Annotated in this window: 10 protein-coding genes; 2 read left to right on the top strand and 8 right to left on the bottom strand. The window is 72.1% G+C overall.

All coding sequences use genetic code 11. The features are described from left to right. Positions 1-35 precede the first annotated feature (35 nt). From AQI88_RS26695 to AQI88_RS26660, 8 genes are all read right to left on the bottom strand, one after another. On the bottom strand, positions 36-1,043 hold the full coding sequence (locus AQI88_RS26695) for a beta-ketoacyl-ACP synthase III (protein WP_067003939.1): 1,008 nt from the start codon (positions 1,041-1,043) through the stop codon (positions 36-38). After that, a complete protein-coding gene (locus tag AQI88_RS26690; RefSeq protein WP_067003937.1) occupies positions 1,040-2,020 on the bottom strand; it encodes a ferritin family protein in 981 nt (326 codons plus the stop codon). Before AQI88_RS26690 ends, AQI88_RS26695 begins: the two co-directional genes overlap by 4 nt. After that, on the bottom strand, positions 2,017-2,562 hold the full coding sequence (locus AQI88_RS26685) for a flavin reductase family protein (RefSeq protein WP_067003935.1): 546 nt from the start codon (positions 2,560-2,562) through the stop codon (positions 2,017-2,019). The genes AQI88_RS26690 and AQI88_RS26685 overlap by 4 nt, the downstream gene beginning before the upstream one ends. Next, positions 2,559-3,092, bottom strand: coding sequence for a hypothetical protein (locus AQI88_RS26680; protein ID WP_067003933.1), 534 nt, complete (start codon positions 3,090-3,092; stop codon positions 2,559-2,561). The genes AQI88_RS26685 and AQI88_RS26680 overlap by 4 nt, the downstream gene beginning before the upstream one ends. A gap of 21 nt (positions 3,093-3,113) precedes the next feature. After that, a complete protein-coding gene (locus tag AQI88_RS26675) occupies positions 3,114-3,596 on the bottom strand; it encodes a type II toxin-antitoxin system RatA family toxin (protein ID WP_067003931.1) in 483 nt (160 codons plus the stop codon). A gap of 2 nt (positions 3,597-3,598) precedes the next feature. Next, positions 3,599-4,903 carry an aspartate aminotransferase family protein gene (locus AQI88_RS26670; protein ID WP_067003929.1) on the bottom strand — a complete coding sequence of 435 codons (1,305 nt, stop codon included), beginning with the start codon at positions 4,901-4,903 and terminating at the stop codon, positions 3,599-3,601. Between the two features lie 155 nt (positions 4,904-5,058). Then, the gene (locus AQI88_RS26665; protein ID WP_067003927.1) at positions 5,059-6,201 is read right to left on the bottom strand and encodes an acyl-CoA dehydrogenase family protein; all 1,143 of its coding nucleotides are present in this window, start codon (positions 6,199-6,201) and stop codon (positions 5,059-5,061) included. A gap of 29 nt (positions 6,202-6,230) precedes the next feature. After that, positions 6,231-7,862 (bottom strand): aldehyde dehydrogenase family protein, encoded by a 1,632-nt coding sequence (locus tag AQI88_RS26660; RefSeq protein ID WP_067003925.1) that lies wholly within the window; start codon positions 7,860-7,862, stop codon positions 6,231-6,233. Between the two features lie 79 nt (positions 7,863-7,941). On the opposite strand from AQI88_RS26660, the gene AQI88_RS26655 reads away from it, so the two are divergent. Together AQI88_RS26655 and AQI88_RS26650 are read left to right on the top strand one after the other, a co-directional pair. Beyond that, complete coding sequence (locus AQI88_RS26655) at positions 7,942-8,322, top strand: acyl carrier protein (protein WP_244184337.1); 381 nt, start codon at positions 7,942-7,944, stop codon at positions 8,320-8,322. Positions 8,323-8,333: 11 nt separating this feature from the next. Further along, the gene (locus tag AQI88_RS26650; RefSeq protein ID WP_067003921.1) at positions 8,334-14,030 is read left to right on the top strand and encodes a type I polyketide synthase; all 5,697 of its coding nucleotides are present in this window, start codon (positions 8,334-8,336) and stop codon (positions 14,028-14,030) included. Positions 14,031-14,055: the final 25 nt, after the last annotated feature.

The raw sequence follows: 14,055 nt of genomic DNA, 5'->3' as shown, positions 1-14,055 counted from the left end.
GTACCGCTGAATCGATATGAGTGACTGACGGTCGGTCAAATGGTCTGCAGCTCCGGCCAGACGACCGTGGCCGCGCCCCACGAAAGGCCTCCGCCGAACGCGGTGAGCAGCACCCGGTGGCCCTCGGCGAGCCGCCCCTCGGCGGTGGCCTCGGCGAGCAGCAGCGGAATCGAGGCGGCGCCGGTGTTGCCGACCCGCTCGATATTGCTCAGCTGCCGCTCGGCGGGGATGCCGAGCCGGTCCGAAACGGCGGTCAGGATCCGGGCGTTGGCCTGGTGGGCCACGAACCGGTCGACGTCCGCCAGCCGCCAGCCGGTCCGTTCGGCGGCCTCGGTGGACGCGGCGGTCATGCGTTCCACCGCGTGCCGGTAGGTCTCCCGGCCGATCATCCGGAAGTAGTGGTCCTCCGGGGCGGCCGGCCGGTCGGTGGACCGCTGCCGGGAGCCGCCGGCCGGTACCTCGATCAGATGGCTCAGCTCGCCGTCGCTGCCGAGCACCAGCGGACCGATCGCGCCGGGTTCGCCGGCCGAGCCCGCGCGCAGGACCACTGCGCCCGCGCCGTCCGCGAAGATCACCGCGGTGGTGCGGTCCTCGGGATTGATGATCGTGGTGAAGGCGTCCGCCGCGATCAGGAGCACCCGGTCCGCGACCCCGGCCGCGATGAGCCCCGCGGCCGAGGCCAGTCCGTACAGGAACCCGGAGCAGACGGCCGCCACGTCGAAGGCGGGCACGTGTCCGAGCCCCAGCCGCGCGGCCACCTGCGGTGCGGTCGCCGGGCAGGGCTGGTCCGGGGTGGTGGTGGCCAGCACCACCGCCCCGACCTCCTCGTCGCCCGCCGACTTCAGCGCTCTGAGGCCCGCCTCCACCGCCAGGTCGCCGGTGGAGGTGCCCGGGGAGATGAAGTACCGCTCGGCGATCCCGGTGCGCGACCGGATCCAGGCGTCGGAGGTGTCGAGGCGGGCGGCCAGGTCGTCGTTGGTCACCACGCCCGGCGGGACGTACGACCCGATGCCGGTGACGACCGCGGCCCGCCCGGTGCTCATGCGCCGGCCTCCGAGGCGAGGACGCCGACGGGCAGGCCCATGTAGTCCATGCGGACCTCGGCCATCTCGTCGGTCCACCGCTCGGCCATGTCGTAGCGCTGCTCGGCGGTGGTGTCGAGCAGCCGGACACCCGGCCAGATCTCGTAGTCGCCGATCCTGTCGGCGTGCTGGAACATGCCCTCCTGGAACAGCTCCTCGCGGTGGATGACGAACTCCCGGTCCGGGATCTCGTCCCACAGCTTCACACCCGAGCGCAGGATCTCCAGCAGCCGCGGCTTGTACTCCGGGTGCTCGATGACGTGGTCGCGCAGGATGGTGCTGGCCACGGTGAGGTGGCGGATCTCGTCGATCGCGGTGCCGCGGGAGATCTCGCCGGTCGCCGGGGACAGCGGGGTCCACTTGCGCTCGCTCAGCTCGGCCGCCGGGGCGAGCACGCCCTCGATGATGATGGCGAACACGGCGACCCCGCCGGGGAAGTCGGCCTGGTCGCGGACGATGTCCAGGGTGAAGTCCACCACCGGGTCCAGGACCCGCTTGCGGTAGTCCCGGGCCATCTCCTCGATGTCCTTGAGCAGCGTGTTCGCCGGGACGCCCAGCTCCACCAGGTGCTGGCGGAAGACCCGGGCGTGCCGGGCCTCGTCGATCAGCTGGGTGGCGTAGAACTCCATCTGCGGGATGCCGGGCGCAATGGACACGTAGTGGCCGAGCAGCCGGGTGGCCAGCTCCTCCGCCAGCGCCCGGAAGCCGAACTCCAGCACCAGCGCCTCGCGCAGCGGTCCTGGCGCCTTCAGGAAGTCGGGCGTGAGCGCGCTCTCGTGATGCCCGGTCACCCCGCGGTCGCGCAGCGTGCCCTGGGCCACCGAGGTGATCCAGTAGGCGAGGTCGCACTCCTCGGGGCCGAGGGTGAGTTCCTTCGCGCCGTCCAGCAGACCGGGTGCCTTCTCCCAGTCCGCCTCAGGAGCAACGGGTGCGGTCATGATGCGGCGGCCTCCTTCGCCGGGCGCAGGGAGCCGGCGTGGAGCCCGCCGGCGTAACTGAACAGGGGGAGCCCGTCGTCGGCGGTGGCGCGCACGACGTGGCCGAGCAGCAGTTCGCTGTCACCCGCCGCGTGCGCGGAGTGGAACCGGCAGACGTAGTGGGCGAGTGCGCCCGCGATCAGCGGGGCGTGCGCGTACCGGTCCGCCGTCCAGGCCAGGCCCGCGAAGGCCGCGTCGCCGTCGGGGCGGTGGCTGTCGGCGAACCGCCGGGCCACGTCGGCCTGGTCGCCGCCGAGCACGTTGATCGCGAACCGTCCCTCGGCGGCGGCCAGCCGGGCGAAGGACGAGCCCGCCCGCAGCACCACACCGACCAGCAGGGGCGAGCGCGAGACCAGGGTGACCGTGCTCGCGGTGGTGCCGTGCATCCGCTGCTCGGGGCCGGTGGTCAGCACCGACACCGGGGAGGCGAGGTGGTACAGGGCCCGGCGGCGCTCGGCCGGGTCCTGCCGGACCACCCGCCGGACATCGGTCGCGGTGGTCATCGCACGGCCTCCGTCTCCCGCACGACCGGCCGTGCCGCGACATGCCCGACGGGCACCGGGTCCATCGCGTGCCCCACGGGCTTGGGATGGGGCAGGCCCAGGTCGTCGAGGAGGCGCAGATAACCCTCCTGGCGTACCGGTTCGAAGGGCAGCGCGAAGGACTTCATGAAGTTGCCGAACAGGCCACGGTCGCCGAACAGATGGAACGGCAGCACCAGCAGCGCCCACTCGGGCTTGACCAGCCAGCACCACAGCGCGGCCACCGCGCCCTGCGTGATGAGGCTGTGCATGACGTTGTAGAGGACGTAGTACGCCTTGGGGATCGGCCGGCCGCCGCTCTTCTTGAACGCGACGGCGCCGGGGATGTAGCCGATCAGATCGATGTAGAGGAACAGTCCGAGCGCCGGCAGCCAGCGGATGTCGCCGAAGTGGTAGACGATCAGGCCGGTGGTGACGGCGAGGCCCACCAGGTACTCGGCGCGGTGCAGCGAGTAGGTGCGCGGTGTCTCGAACGGGTTCGCCTGGTCCATGGTCAGCTCCTCGGCAGATTCCTAGGCGCCGACCGCGGCGGGCGCGGTGAGTTCGATGCCGCCCTGGATGCGCACGGCCGGGTACAGCCCGGTCAGCGCCCAGGCGACGGTCTCCTTGACGACCCGCTCGGCGATCGGGTCGAGGATGCCCTCCAGGCTCGGGATGCCGAAGTCGAAGTCGGCATCGAAGCGGACGGTGACGTCGTCCCCGGACTGCTGGATCGACCAGGTCCCGGTGAAGGAGTCGAAGTCGCCGTCGGACTGCTCGAAGCGGATCTCGCCGGCCGCCGGGTCGACGGTGTCGTCCTCGGTCCAGCGCAGCAGACCGCTGCGGAAGTGCAGCTCCCAGCTGGAGGACGCCGTCGGGTCGGGATAGGAGGCGTGCACCGTGGTCGCGTTGACGTGGGGCGCCAGGTCCGGGTACCTCTCCCAGCGCCGTACGGCGTGCAGGACCGTTTCAGCCTGCTCCGCGGGTATCAGGGCATCGAGTTCGACGTGCCGCACGATCAGTTACCGCCTTCCGGCATCTTGGCCGCGCCCCGGATGAGGTCGCGGGTGGCCAGGTCGAAGGAGTTGACGAGGAAGTCCACGTCGGTGTCGTCCAGCACGGCGGGCGGGGTGAACCGCACCACCGAGCTGCCGTTCATGGAGTGGTTGGCGACCACGCCGTGGTTGAACAGCTCGATCAGCAGCTCGCCGGCCAGACCGGCCTCCACGAGCTCCACGCCGATGAGCAGACCCCGGCCGCGCACGTCCACGACCAGCTCGGGGATGTTGCGGTGGGCCACCTCCGCGATCCGCGGCAGCAGCCGGGCGCCGAGGTCCATGGCCCGGGTGACCAGGCGCTCCTCCTTGACGGCCCGGATCGCGCCCTGCACCGCGGCCATCAGCACCGGCTGCCCGGAGAAGGTGGCGGTGTGGACGTAGGGGTCCTTGTCGAAGGGGCGGAACGCCTTGCGGGTGGCGACGGCCGCCGACACCGGCATCACCCCGCCGCCGAGCGCCTTGCCGGTGAGCAGGACGTCCGGGACGACGCCCTCGATGTCGGCGCCCCACCACTCGCCGAGCCGCCCGAAGCCGGACTGCACCTCGTCGAGGATCAGGAAGCCGTCGTACTCGCGGACCAGTTCCTCGACCCGCTTGAGATAGCCCTTCGGCGGGATGATGACCCCGCCCTCGCCCTGCACCGGCTCCAGGATCACGCACACCTCGCCCGGGTGCGCCCTCAGTTCGGTCTCCAGGGCGTCGGCGTCGCCGAACGGCAGGTGCTGGAAGTCGGGGACGAGCGGGCGGAACGGCGCCTGGTAGACGTCCTTCGCGGTCGCCGACAGGGCGCCCAGCGTCTTGCCGTGGTAGCCGCCGCGCATCGAGATGGTGCGCTTGTAGCCGTTCGCTCGGGCCAGCTTCAGGCCGGTCTCCACCGCCTCTGCGCCGGACAGCGCGAAGTGCACGCGGTCGAGACCGGGCGGCAGTACGGAGGCCAGGGCCTCGGCGGCGCGGGCCACCGTCGGCTCCAGCAGGATGCGGGTCGCGGTGGGGTGGGTGCGCAGCTGGCGCTCCACCTCCTCCATGACGATCGGGTGGCGGGCGCCCATGATGAACACGCCGTAGCCGCCGGCGTTCAGGAAGCGCTCACCGTCGCTGGTGGTGAGCCACGCTCCCTCGGACGCCACCTCCATGTGGCTGCCGAACAACTCGGCGAGCGTGGCCCGGCCCTTGCTGAGATGGGCCCGGTACAGATTGAGGATCTCCGCCTCGTCGACGGCGGCCGACGCCGCCGGCGCTTCGACGGATTCCTGGATGACGGTCACGTGTCGCTCACTCCAAAGGGGTGGGTGGGTCATAACGCCGGTGGGGTGCAGCGCCCCATAGGGACGCGGGGCCGTGTTGCTGTGCGGCTCCGCCGCGTGGGCGCGACCAGCCACATCTGGCCCGCAGCCGCCCACTCGGCTCTTCCGACCGAGCTCTACGCCAGGACCAGCGCGCCTCCGCCGAAGTACGCGAGCAGCGGTTCCGCCGCGCCGATGCGGGACGGCGGATGAAAGGCAAGGGCTCGAGTAGCGGCAGCGATCTGCGCGCTCGCGGAGTTGCTGATGAACTCAAGCCCGCCGAGCAGCTCCAGCGCCCGCCCGACGATGTCCGGCAAGGCGTTCTGCACCGCGTACCGGGCGACCAGCACCCGCGCCACCGACTCCTCGTCGCCGGGCTCGGACCCCGTGCCGCGGGCCACGCCCTCCAGCAGGGCGAGCGCGGCCTCCATGTCGACGGCGAGCGCGGCCCGCTCCTCGGCGCCGCCCCGCTTGCGCTCAAGCACCTGTTCCACCAGCGCAGCGGCAGCGCCCGCGTACCCGGCGGAGATCAGCATCTCGAACCACACGAACCCGGCCGACTGGAGGTCGTCCAGGCGCGTCGGGTCGTCGGCGCCGGCCCGTACGACCATCTCGGCGGGGACGAACACGTCCTCCAGCCGGACCTCCTCGCTCTCCGCGCCGGCCAGCAGGTCGTTGCCCCAGAACGGGTGCACGGACATGCCGGGCGCACGGGCCGGGACGATCGCGAGCGCCAGCTCCGGCTCGCCGCCGTCCTCACCGTGAATCGCGATGGACGCGGTCAGCAGGCTCATCGAACGGGACAGGCTGCACGGCTTCTTCGACCCGGACAGCAGGAACCCGCCCTCCACCGGGCGCGCGGTCACGGCCGGCTTCAGGATGTTCTGCGCGGTACGGCCCTCGGCCCAGCCGGAGGCCATCACCTGCTGCTCGGGCACGATCCGGTGCAGCAGCTCGGTCTGCGCGCCGGTGAGCCGGCCCGACTTGACCGCCAGCGAGTACAGCATGGCGGCGGTGAAGTGGTGCATGGACACGGCCGCGACCAGTGACGGCGAGAGCGCGCCGAGGGCGAGCTGGACCCGCAGCGCCTCGAGCGGGGCGGCGCCGTGGCCGCCGTAGGCCTCGGGTATGAGCAGGCCGACCCCGCCGTGGATGCGGAAGAGGTCGATCACCGGGCTGCCGGGCCGCTCCCGCTCGGCGTAGGGAATCCGGTCCAGCTCCTTGAGCAGTCCGGGGTGGAACCGCTCGCAGACGGTCCGGGCAGCATCGAGGGAACGCACGGGAAACCTCCGCAGGAGACTGGGTGTGGTCAGGCGCCGAAGACCGCGTCGTACGGGCTCACGTCGCGGGCGATGCTGACTCCCTGGACGTGGGAGGTCTTGAGCATCGGGTAGTTGGCCTCGCCGAAGGCGCCGCCGGTGCGGCCGGTGCCGCCGTGGCTCGGCAGGTACGGCAGGAAGCCGATGTGGGAGTCGTTGATCTTCAGCAGGCCGCCGTTGACCGTGCGCCGCACGAAGGTCTCGATGACATGGTCCGAGCGCGACCACAGGGAGTTGCGCAGCCCGTAGTCGTTGCTGTTGACGAACTGCAGGAACGCTTCGAGCAGGGCGTCGTCGTTGTCGCGTTCGGCGACCACGATCGGGACCAGCGGGAAGAACGTCTCCTCCCGGACCACGTCGTAGGTCCGCGCCCGGTCCAGGCCGTCCACCCGCACCACCGTCGGCTGCAGGAAGACACCCGTCTCGGAGACCGTGCCGTCGACCTCGGTGCGGTGGCCGCCGGTGACCAGCTCGGCGCCGTTGTCCAGCGCCTGACGCAGCAGCCGGAAGAACCGCTCGCTGCGCCTGACCGGCGACAGCAGGACGTCCTCCTCCTCGGGCAGGCCCGGCTTGATGCCCTTGACCTGCTCCTTGACCTCGGCGATCAGCGCCTCGGCGATCTCGGGGTGGACCAGCACGTAGTTGGGCACCATGCAGATCTGCCCGGAACCGTAGAAGGCCTCCGTGATGGCCTCGGCCGCCCACTTCAGGTCGGCGTCCTTCCACACCACGATGCCGTCGTTGCCGGCCAGCTCGAGGATCGGCTTCTTGCCGTGCGCCACGCAGCTCTGCTCGAACCGCAGGCCCTCCTGGCTGCCGCCGATGTAGAAGATGTCGTTGATCAGCGGGTCGGCGATCCAGCGGTCCATGGTCTGCTTGGGGTTGGAGCACACCGCGTTGAGCACCCCGGCCGGCGCGTCGGCCTCCTCCAGCAGCGGGGCGACGATGTCGCGCAGCAGCCACATGGTGGACAGCGCGATGCTGCGCGGCGCCCGCACCACCACGGCGTTGCCCGCCATGAGGGCCAGCACGCTCAGGGCAGCGCTGGGCAGCGGGGCGTTCTGCGGCGGGTTGAAGGCGACCACGCCGTCCGGCTGGCGGTGCAGGATCAGCTTGCGGCCGTTGTACTCCTTCTCGACCCGCATCTGCTTCAGGTACCAGCGCAGGGAGCCGGGCGCGTAGATCTGCAGCAGGCAGCTCAGCTCCCAGCGGGCCAGCTTCACCGGGTGGGACTCGGCGACCAGCATCCGCAGGAACTCGTCCTGGTGCTTGATCAGTTCCTCGCGGAAGCGGGTGCCCAGCTGCATCCGCCGCTCCAGCGGTACGGCCGCCCAGTCGGGGGCGGCCGCTGCGGCCGCCTGGGTGGCCAGGTCGATGGCGGAGTCGTCCGCGATCGCGCAGCGCCCGACGACGTAGGGGTGCTTGGCCGCCTCGGACTCCGGGTCCTGTTCGAGGGAGCGCTTCAGGCTCACGCTGGTGAACACGTCTTCGAGCAGGGAACGCCCGCTGACGGTGTAGACCCATCCGTCCCCGGCGACGTCCTTGCCCGCGATGTAGAGGTCGTAACTCTTCAATCCGGAAGGTGCCTCAGCACTCTCCTCCTGCGCGGCTTCGCGAAGCATCTTCAGCCTTTCGGATATGGCGTGTGGATTTCTTGAAGCAATGCGAGCCTGGCAGCGGAATCTGACCCCGCGCTGACACGTGACTGACCGGCTCGATCCGGCCAACCCGGCGGCCCGCGGTCGTCAGCGGTGCGTCAGCCGGCGCTGCTTGCATGACGGCATGCCACCTGTCGACAGCACGATCGAGCGACTGCGCGACCTGCCGCGCAGCGAACTCGCGGAAGAAATCGAGACAATCGTCCTGGAGAAATTCAAGGTCGTTCTCCTCATGGACGATTCAGAGGATCTTCCCCTCGACGTCAGCTATTTCGATCTCGGCCTCACCTCGCTGCGGCTGACCGAGATACGGCAGAGCCTGGAGCAGCTCCTGGACCTGTCGATCAACGTCAACGTGCTCTTCAACGAGCCGACGATCGCCCACCTCGTGGACCACCTGACCCAGGCCATTCAGGAAAGCTGAGGAGTCGTTCCATGCCGCGTACGGAATCAGAGCAGGCGCCCGAGCCGGTCGCGATCGTCGGAATCGGTCTGCGGTTCCCCGGCGGCAGCGGCTCGCCCGACGAGTTCGACGCCTTCCTGAGGGAGGGCCGCAGCGGAATCGGCCCGATACCCCGGGACCGCTGGGACGTCGAGGCGTTCACCCCCGAGGGACCCGACGACAAGGGCAAGATCCACGCCTCGGGCGGCGGATTCCTCGACCGTATCGACCTGTTCGACGCCGGCTTCTTCAACATCTCCCCGAAGGAAGCCCGCTACATGGACCCCCAGCAGCGGCTGCTGCTGGAGACCGCCTGGCAGGCCCTGGAGCATGCGGGCATCGACCCGGCGCCGCTGCGCCGCGGCAACGGCGGCGTGTACATCGGCGCCAGCTCCATCGACTACGCCCTGGAGCTGGACTCGCTGCCGTACGAGGAGATGGACGGCCACCTGGCCTCCGGCATCACCATGTTCCCGCTCTCGGGCCGGCTGTCCTACTTCCTCGGCTGGCGCGGCCCGAGCATGAGCGTCGACACCGCCTGCTCCTCCTCCCTGGTCGCCCTGCACCTCGCCGTGCAGGCGCTGCGCGCGGGCGAGAGCGACATCGCGCTGTGCGGCGGTGTCAACGCCCTGCACCACCCCCGCATCCCGGTGATGTTCTCCAACGCCCAGATGCTGGCCCCGGACGGGCGGTGCAAGACCTTCGACGAGGCCGCCGACGGCTACGCGCGCGCCGAGGGCTGCGGCATCGTCGTCCTCAAGCGGCTCTCCGACGCCGAGCGCGACGGCGACCGGATCCTCGCCCTGGTGCGCGGCACCGCCGTCGGCCAGGACGGCGACAGCGCCGGCCTGACCGTGCCCAACGGCCCCGCCCAGGAGAAGGTGATCCGCAGCGCGCTGGCCGCCGCCCGCCTCGCGCCCGAGGACATCCAGTACGTCGAGGCGCACGGCACCGGCACCCCGCTCGGTGACCCCATCGAGTTCGGCGCCATCGGCGACGTGTTCGTCGACTCCCACACCAAGGACCGGCCGGTGCTGGTCGGTTCGGTCAAGACCAACCTCGGTCACATGGAGCCCGCCTCCGGCATCGTCGGCGTCATCAAGTCGGTGCTCCAGCTGCGCTCGGCCACGATCTATCCGCACATCAACCTCGACACGCCCTCCGGGCGCATCCCCTGGGACCTCTACCCGGTGCGGGTGCCCACCGCCTGCGAGCCGTGGGAGGCCGAGGTCAGGCGGGCGGTCGTCAACAGCTTCGGCTTCGCCGGGACCATCGGCGCGGTGGTGCTGGAGCAGGCGCCCGAACAGCCTTCCGTACCGGAGTCCACCGGAGCCGCACCGCTGTTCACCCTGTCCGCGAAGAACGCCACCGCCCTGCGCGAACTGGCGGCGGAATACCGGCAGTTGGTGGAGGACCAGCCGGACCTCTCCCTGGCGGCGCTGTGCCACAGCGCCAACACCACCCGCGCCCACCACCCCTACCGCGTCGCCGCGCCGGTCGCCGACCGCGCCGCGCTGGTCAAGCTCCTCGACCGGGCCGCCGAGCAGGAGCACGAGGGGCCCTCCGGTATCCGCAAGACCGCGTTCATGTTCACCGGCCAGGGCTCTCAGTACGCCGGCATGGGCGCCGCCCTCTACGCGGCCTTCCCCGTCTTCCGCGACCGGGTGGACGAGTGCGACCGGCTGTTCGCCCCTCACCTCGGCCGTTCCGTGCGCGAGCTGCTGCTCGGCACCGCCGCCGACCCCGAGGCCATCGACCGCACCGAGTACACCCAGCCCGCCCTGTTCACCCTGGAGTACGCCCTCGCCCAGCAGTGGATGGCCTGGGGCGTGCGCCCGAACGTGCTCATCGGGCACAGCATCGGCGAGGTCGTCGCCGCCGCCGTCGCCGGACTGTTCAGCCTGCCCGACGCCGTCAAGCTGGTCGCCGCCCGCGGCCGGTTGATGCAGGCCGTGCGCGCCGAGGGCGGCATGGCCGCGATCAACGCGCCCGTCGAGGAGGTCGCCCCGCTGCTGGAGGGCCACGCCGACCTGGCGCTGGCCGGGATCAACGCCGTCGACCAGACGGTGATCTCGGGCGCCACCGCCGCCCTGGAGGAGGTCGTCGCCCGCTTCACCGAGCAGGGCGTCCGCGTCGAACGCCTGAAGGTCTCGCACGCCTTCCACTCGCCCCTGATGGCCGAGGTCTACGACGACTTCCGCGCCGCCCTCGACGGCATCACCTTCCACGAGCCGAAGATCAGCCTCATCTCCAACGTCACCGGACGCCTCGCCCGGTTCCGCGAGATCGGCGACCCGGACTACTGGGTGCGGCACATCGGCGAACCCGTCCGCTTCCTCGACGGCATCCGGGCCGTCGCCAAGCGCGGCCGGCACGCCCTGATCGAGGTCGGCCCGCAGGCCGGGCTCACCGCGCTCGCCCGGCGCAGCGTCACGGTCGAGGACCACCTGTGGCTGGCCAGCCTGCGCCGCCGCGACACCACCACCGCGACCACCCTCACCGCGCTGGCCGGCTACTACGCGGACGGCCTGGCCGTCTCCTGGGACGGCTACCACGCCGGCCACCCCGCCCCCGCCCGCGTCGACCTGCCGACCTACGCCTTCCAGCGCAAGCGCTACTGGCTGCCCTCCGCCACCCCCCGCCGCTCCGCCGCGAACGGCACCGCACGCCACCTGCTGCTCGGCATCGAGGAGCGGTTCGCCAGCGGAGTACGGGAGTTCAACGCGGAGTTCACCACCGAGGAACTCGGCGCGCTCGCCGACCTCGCCGACGGCGGCCGCACCGCTTTGCCGGCCGGTGCCTACGTCGACCTGCTGCTCGCCGTCCAGGACGCGGTCCAGGGCCATGCCCGCTCCGCCGTCCGCGACCTGTTGCTGCTCGCCCCGCTGGAGCTGCCCGCCGAGACCGTGACCGCACTGACCACCCGCTGGCGGCCGCGCCCGGGCGGCGGCGCCGAGGTGGAGGTGTTCACGGTCGTCGGCGGCGAGGAGAACCTGCACGCCACCGCCGTCGTCGCCGCCGAACGCGAACCCCTCGTCCCCGTATCGGAACTGGCGGAACTGGACGCCACGCTCGCTCCGGCCGGGCAGCAGATCGACGACGAGGACATCTACACCGACCTCGCCTCCGTCGGCCGCCCGCAGGGCCCCCGGATGCGGCTGCTGCTGCGCGCCGCCCGGCACGGGGACGGTCTGGTCACCGGCGAGCTCACCGGCCGCGACGCCACCGCCGTCGAGCACGTCCCGGCCGAACTGCTGGAGGCCGCCGTCCAGGCCCTGGTCGTCCTCGACCCCGAGGGCCCGGTGTTCGTGCCGCGCGAGATCGCCTCCGTACGGCACTTCCGCAAGCCGCGCGGCGAGATGCTGCGCGTCCTCGCCCGGATCCGCGGCGACCAGGACCGGCGCCTGGCCGACGTGCTGCTGCTGGAGAACGGCGACCCGGTCGCCGAGCTGCTCGGCGTCCGCATGGCCCGCCCCGAGGGCCGCAGCGGCCGCCGCCAGTTCCTGCACCGCCCCGACTGGGTGCGCCGGGCCCTGCCCGCCAAGGAGCACGCGCCGGCCCGGCACGTCCTCCTGATCGACCCGTCCGCCGTCCGCGCCGCCGAACTCGCCGCCGAGCCCGGTCTGAAGGTCACCTGGCTGCCCGACCTCACCGACCTCAAGGCCGCCCTGGAGGACCCCACTCTCACCGGCGTCTGCCGGATCTGGCGGCAGCTCCCGGCGCCGATGTCGGCCGGCCGGCTGCGCGCCGAGTGCGAGGACAACTACCGCGAACTCCTCAGCCTCATCGGCGCGTTGGACGCCGCAGGCACGTCCCGGCCGCCCCGGCTGTGGCTGGTCACCGAGGGCGCCCAGTGGCTGCCCGGTGACCCGGCCGGGGACGGCGGGCACCTCGGCGCCGCCACCCTGTGGGGCTTCGGCCGGGTGCTGCTGACCGAGTACCCGCAGTACCGGGCGACCCTCGTGGACCTCGCCCCGGGCAGCGGTCTCGCCCCGCTGGCCGACGAGTGGCGGGCCGAGCCGCCCGGTGAGTACCAGGTCGCCCACCGCCCGGGCCGCCGCTATGTGCGCCGGCTGCTCGCCGGTGACTCCACGCTCACCTGGAGCGGCGGCTTCGAACTGCGTGCCCCCGACTCCGGCGACCTCTCCGACCTGGCCCTGGCCCCGGTCACCGAGCGGGCGCCCCAGGCCGAGGAGGTCCAGGTCCGCGTGCACGCCGTCGGCCTGACCGCCGAGGACGCCCGCACCGCCCTGGACACCGGCCGCGCCGAGCGTGCGCAAGAGGACGCGGCCGAGGAGGAACCCCCGCCGCTGCTCGGCCGGCTGGCCCGCGGCACGGTCCTCGCCGCCGCCGGCGGCACCGGCTTCGAGCCCGGCGACGAGGTCCTCGTCCGGCACGACGGCACCTTCCGCTCCACGCTCACCGTCCCCGCGGTGGCCGTCGTCCACGCCACCGGCTCCGACGACACCGCGCCCCGCTTCCGGCTGGACGAGACCGGCGAGGCCCTGCGCACCGCCCTGTCCGACCCGGCGGGACGGACCTGGGTGACGCTGCCCGAGGACCCGGCCGAGGAGCAGACCGACCCCGTGGACGAGGGCCCGGCCGGACTCCGCCCCGACCGCACCTACCTGGTCACCGGCGGCCTCGGCGGCCTCGGCCTGGTCACCGCCCGCAAACTGGCCGCCCTCGGCGCCCGGCACCTGACCCTGGTCAGCCGCAGCGGCCGGGCCACCGAGGAGGCCTCACCGCTGCTCGCCGACCTCGCCGCCGACGCCGAGATCGACGTCGTACGCGCCGACATCTCTTGCGCGCAGGACGTCCAGCGCCTGGTACGGCACCTCGCGGCGGGCCCGTACCCGCTCGGCGGGATCGTGCACGCCGCCGGCTCCTACGACAAGAAGCTGATCTCCGAGCTGACCTGGGAGTCGATCGACGCCCAGCTCGCGGCGAAGGCCTACGGCGGCTGGCTGCTGCACGAGGCCGCCGAGAACTCCTTCCCCGACCTGGAGTTCTTCGTCACCTACTCCTCCATCGCCTCCGTCCTCGGCGGCGCCACCCAGGGCCACTACGCCGCCGCCAGCGCCGCCCTCGACGCGCTCGCCGAGTGGCGCAGCCGGCGCGGGGTGCCGGGGCTCTCGGTGAACTGGGGCGCCTGGGCCCGGGTCGGCATGTCGGCCCGCCTGGAAGAGCACCTCAGCCAGGAGATCGAACGCAGCGGCGTCCGCTTCTTCTCCCCGACCCGGGCCCTGGACACCCTGGCCCGGCTGTGGGGCCGGCCGCGCACCCAGCGGATCGTCGGCGAGTTCGACTGGGACCGCTATGTGGCGGGCAGCGTCACCGGCGACCTGTTCTACGACCGGCTCGCCCGGCAGACCCCCGACGACGACGGCACCGGCCTCGACCTCACGGCGCTGGCCGCACTGCCTGCGGCGGAACGCCTCACCACCGTCACCGGCGTGGTCCGCGAGAAGGTCGCCGCCGTCCTGCACCTGGAGGAGGGCGACGAGCTGGACGTGTCCACCGAATTCGTGTCGCTGGGCCTGGACTCCCTGATGGCCCAGCAGGTCAAGGCCGCCCTGGAGCAGACCTTCCGGCTGGCCCTGCCGGCCTCCCTCACCCACGACCACCCCACGGTCCGCGCGCTGGCCCAGTTCGTCGACGGGCAGCTCGGCCCGGTACCGGCAGCGTGAGACGCCCCCTAGGGACGGGAAACCA

The sequence above is a fragment of the Streptomyces cellostaticus genome (assembly GCF_001513965.1).
In the GTDB taxonomy this organism is placed as follows: domain Bacteria; phylum Actinomycetota; class Actinomycetes; order Streptomycetales; family Streptomycetaceae; genus Streptomyces; species Streptomyces cellostaticus.
Note: the sequence above shows the minus strand (reverse complement) of the source record. Positions and strands in the feature narration are given on the sequence as shown.

Coding starts and splice junctions, on each gene's coding strand:
- AQI88_RS26685 (WP_067003935.1), bottom strand. CDS start 2,562: ATGACCACCGCGACCGATGTCCGGCGGGTGGTCCGGCAGGACCCGGCC.
- AQI88_RS26680 (WP_067003933.1), bottom strand. CDS start 3,092: ATGGACCAGGCGAACCCGTTCGAGACACCGCGCACCTACTCGCTGCAC.
- AQI88_RS26690 (WP_067003937.1), bottom strand. CDS start 2,020: ATGACCGCACCCGTTGCTCCTGAGGCGGACTGGGAGAAGGCACCCGGT.
- AQI88_RS26650 (WP_067003921.1), top strand. CDS start 8,334: ATGCCGCGTACGGAATCAGAGCAGGCGCCCGAGCCGGTCGCGATCGTC.
- AQI88_RS26660 (WP_067003925.1), bottom strand. CDS start 7,862: ATGCTTCGCGAAGCCGCGCAGGAGGAGAGTGCTGAGGCACCTTCCGGA.
- AQI88_RS26695 (WP_067003939.1), bottom strand. CDS start 1,043: ATGAGCACCGGGCGGGCCGCGGTCGTCACCGGCATCGGGTCGTACGTC.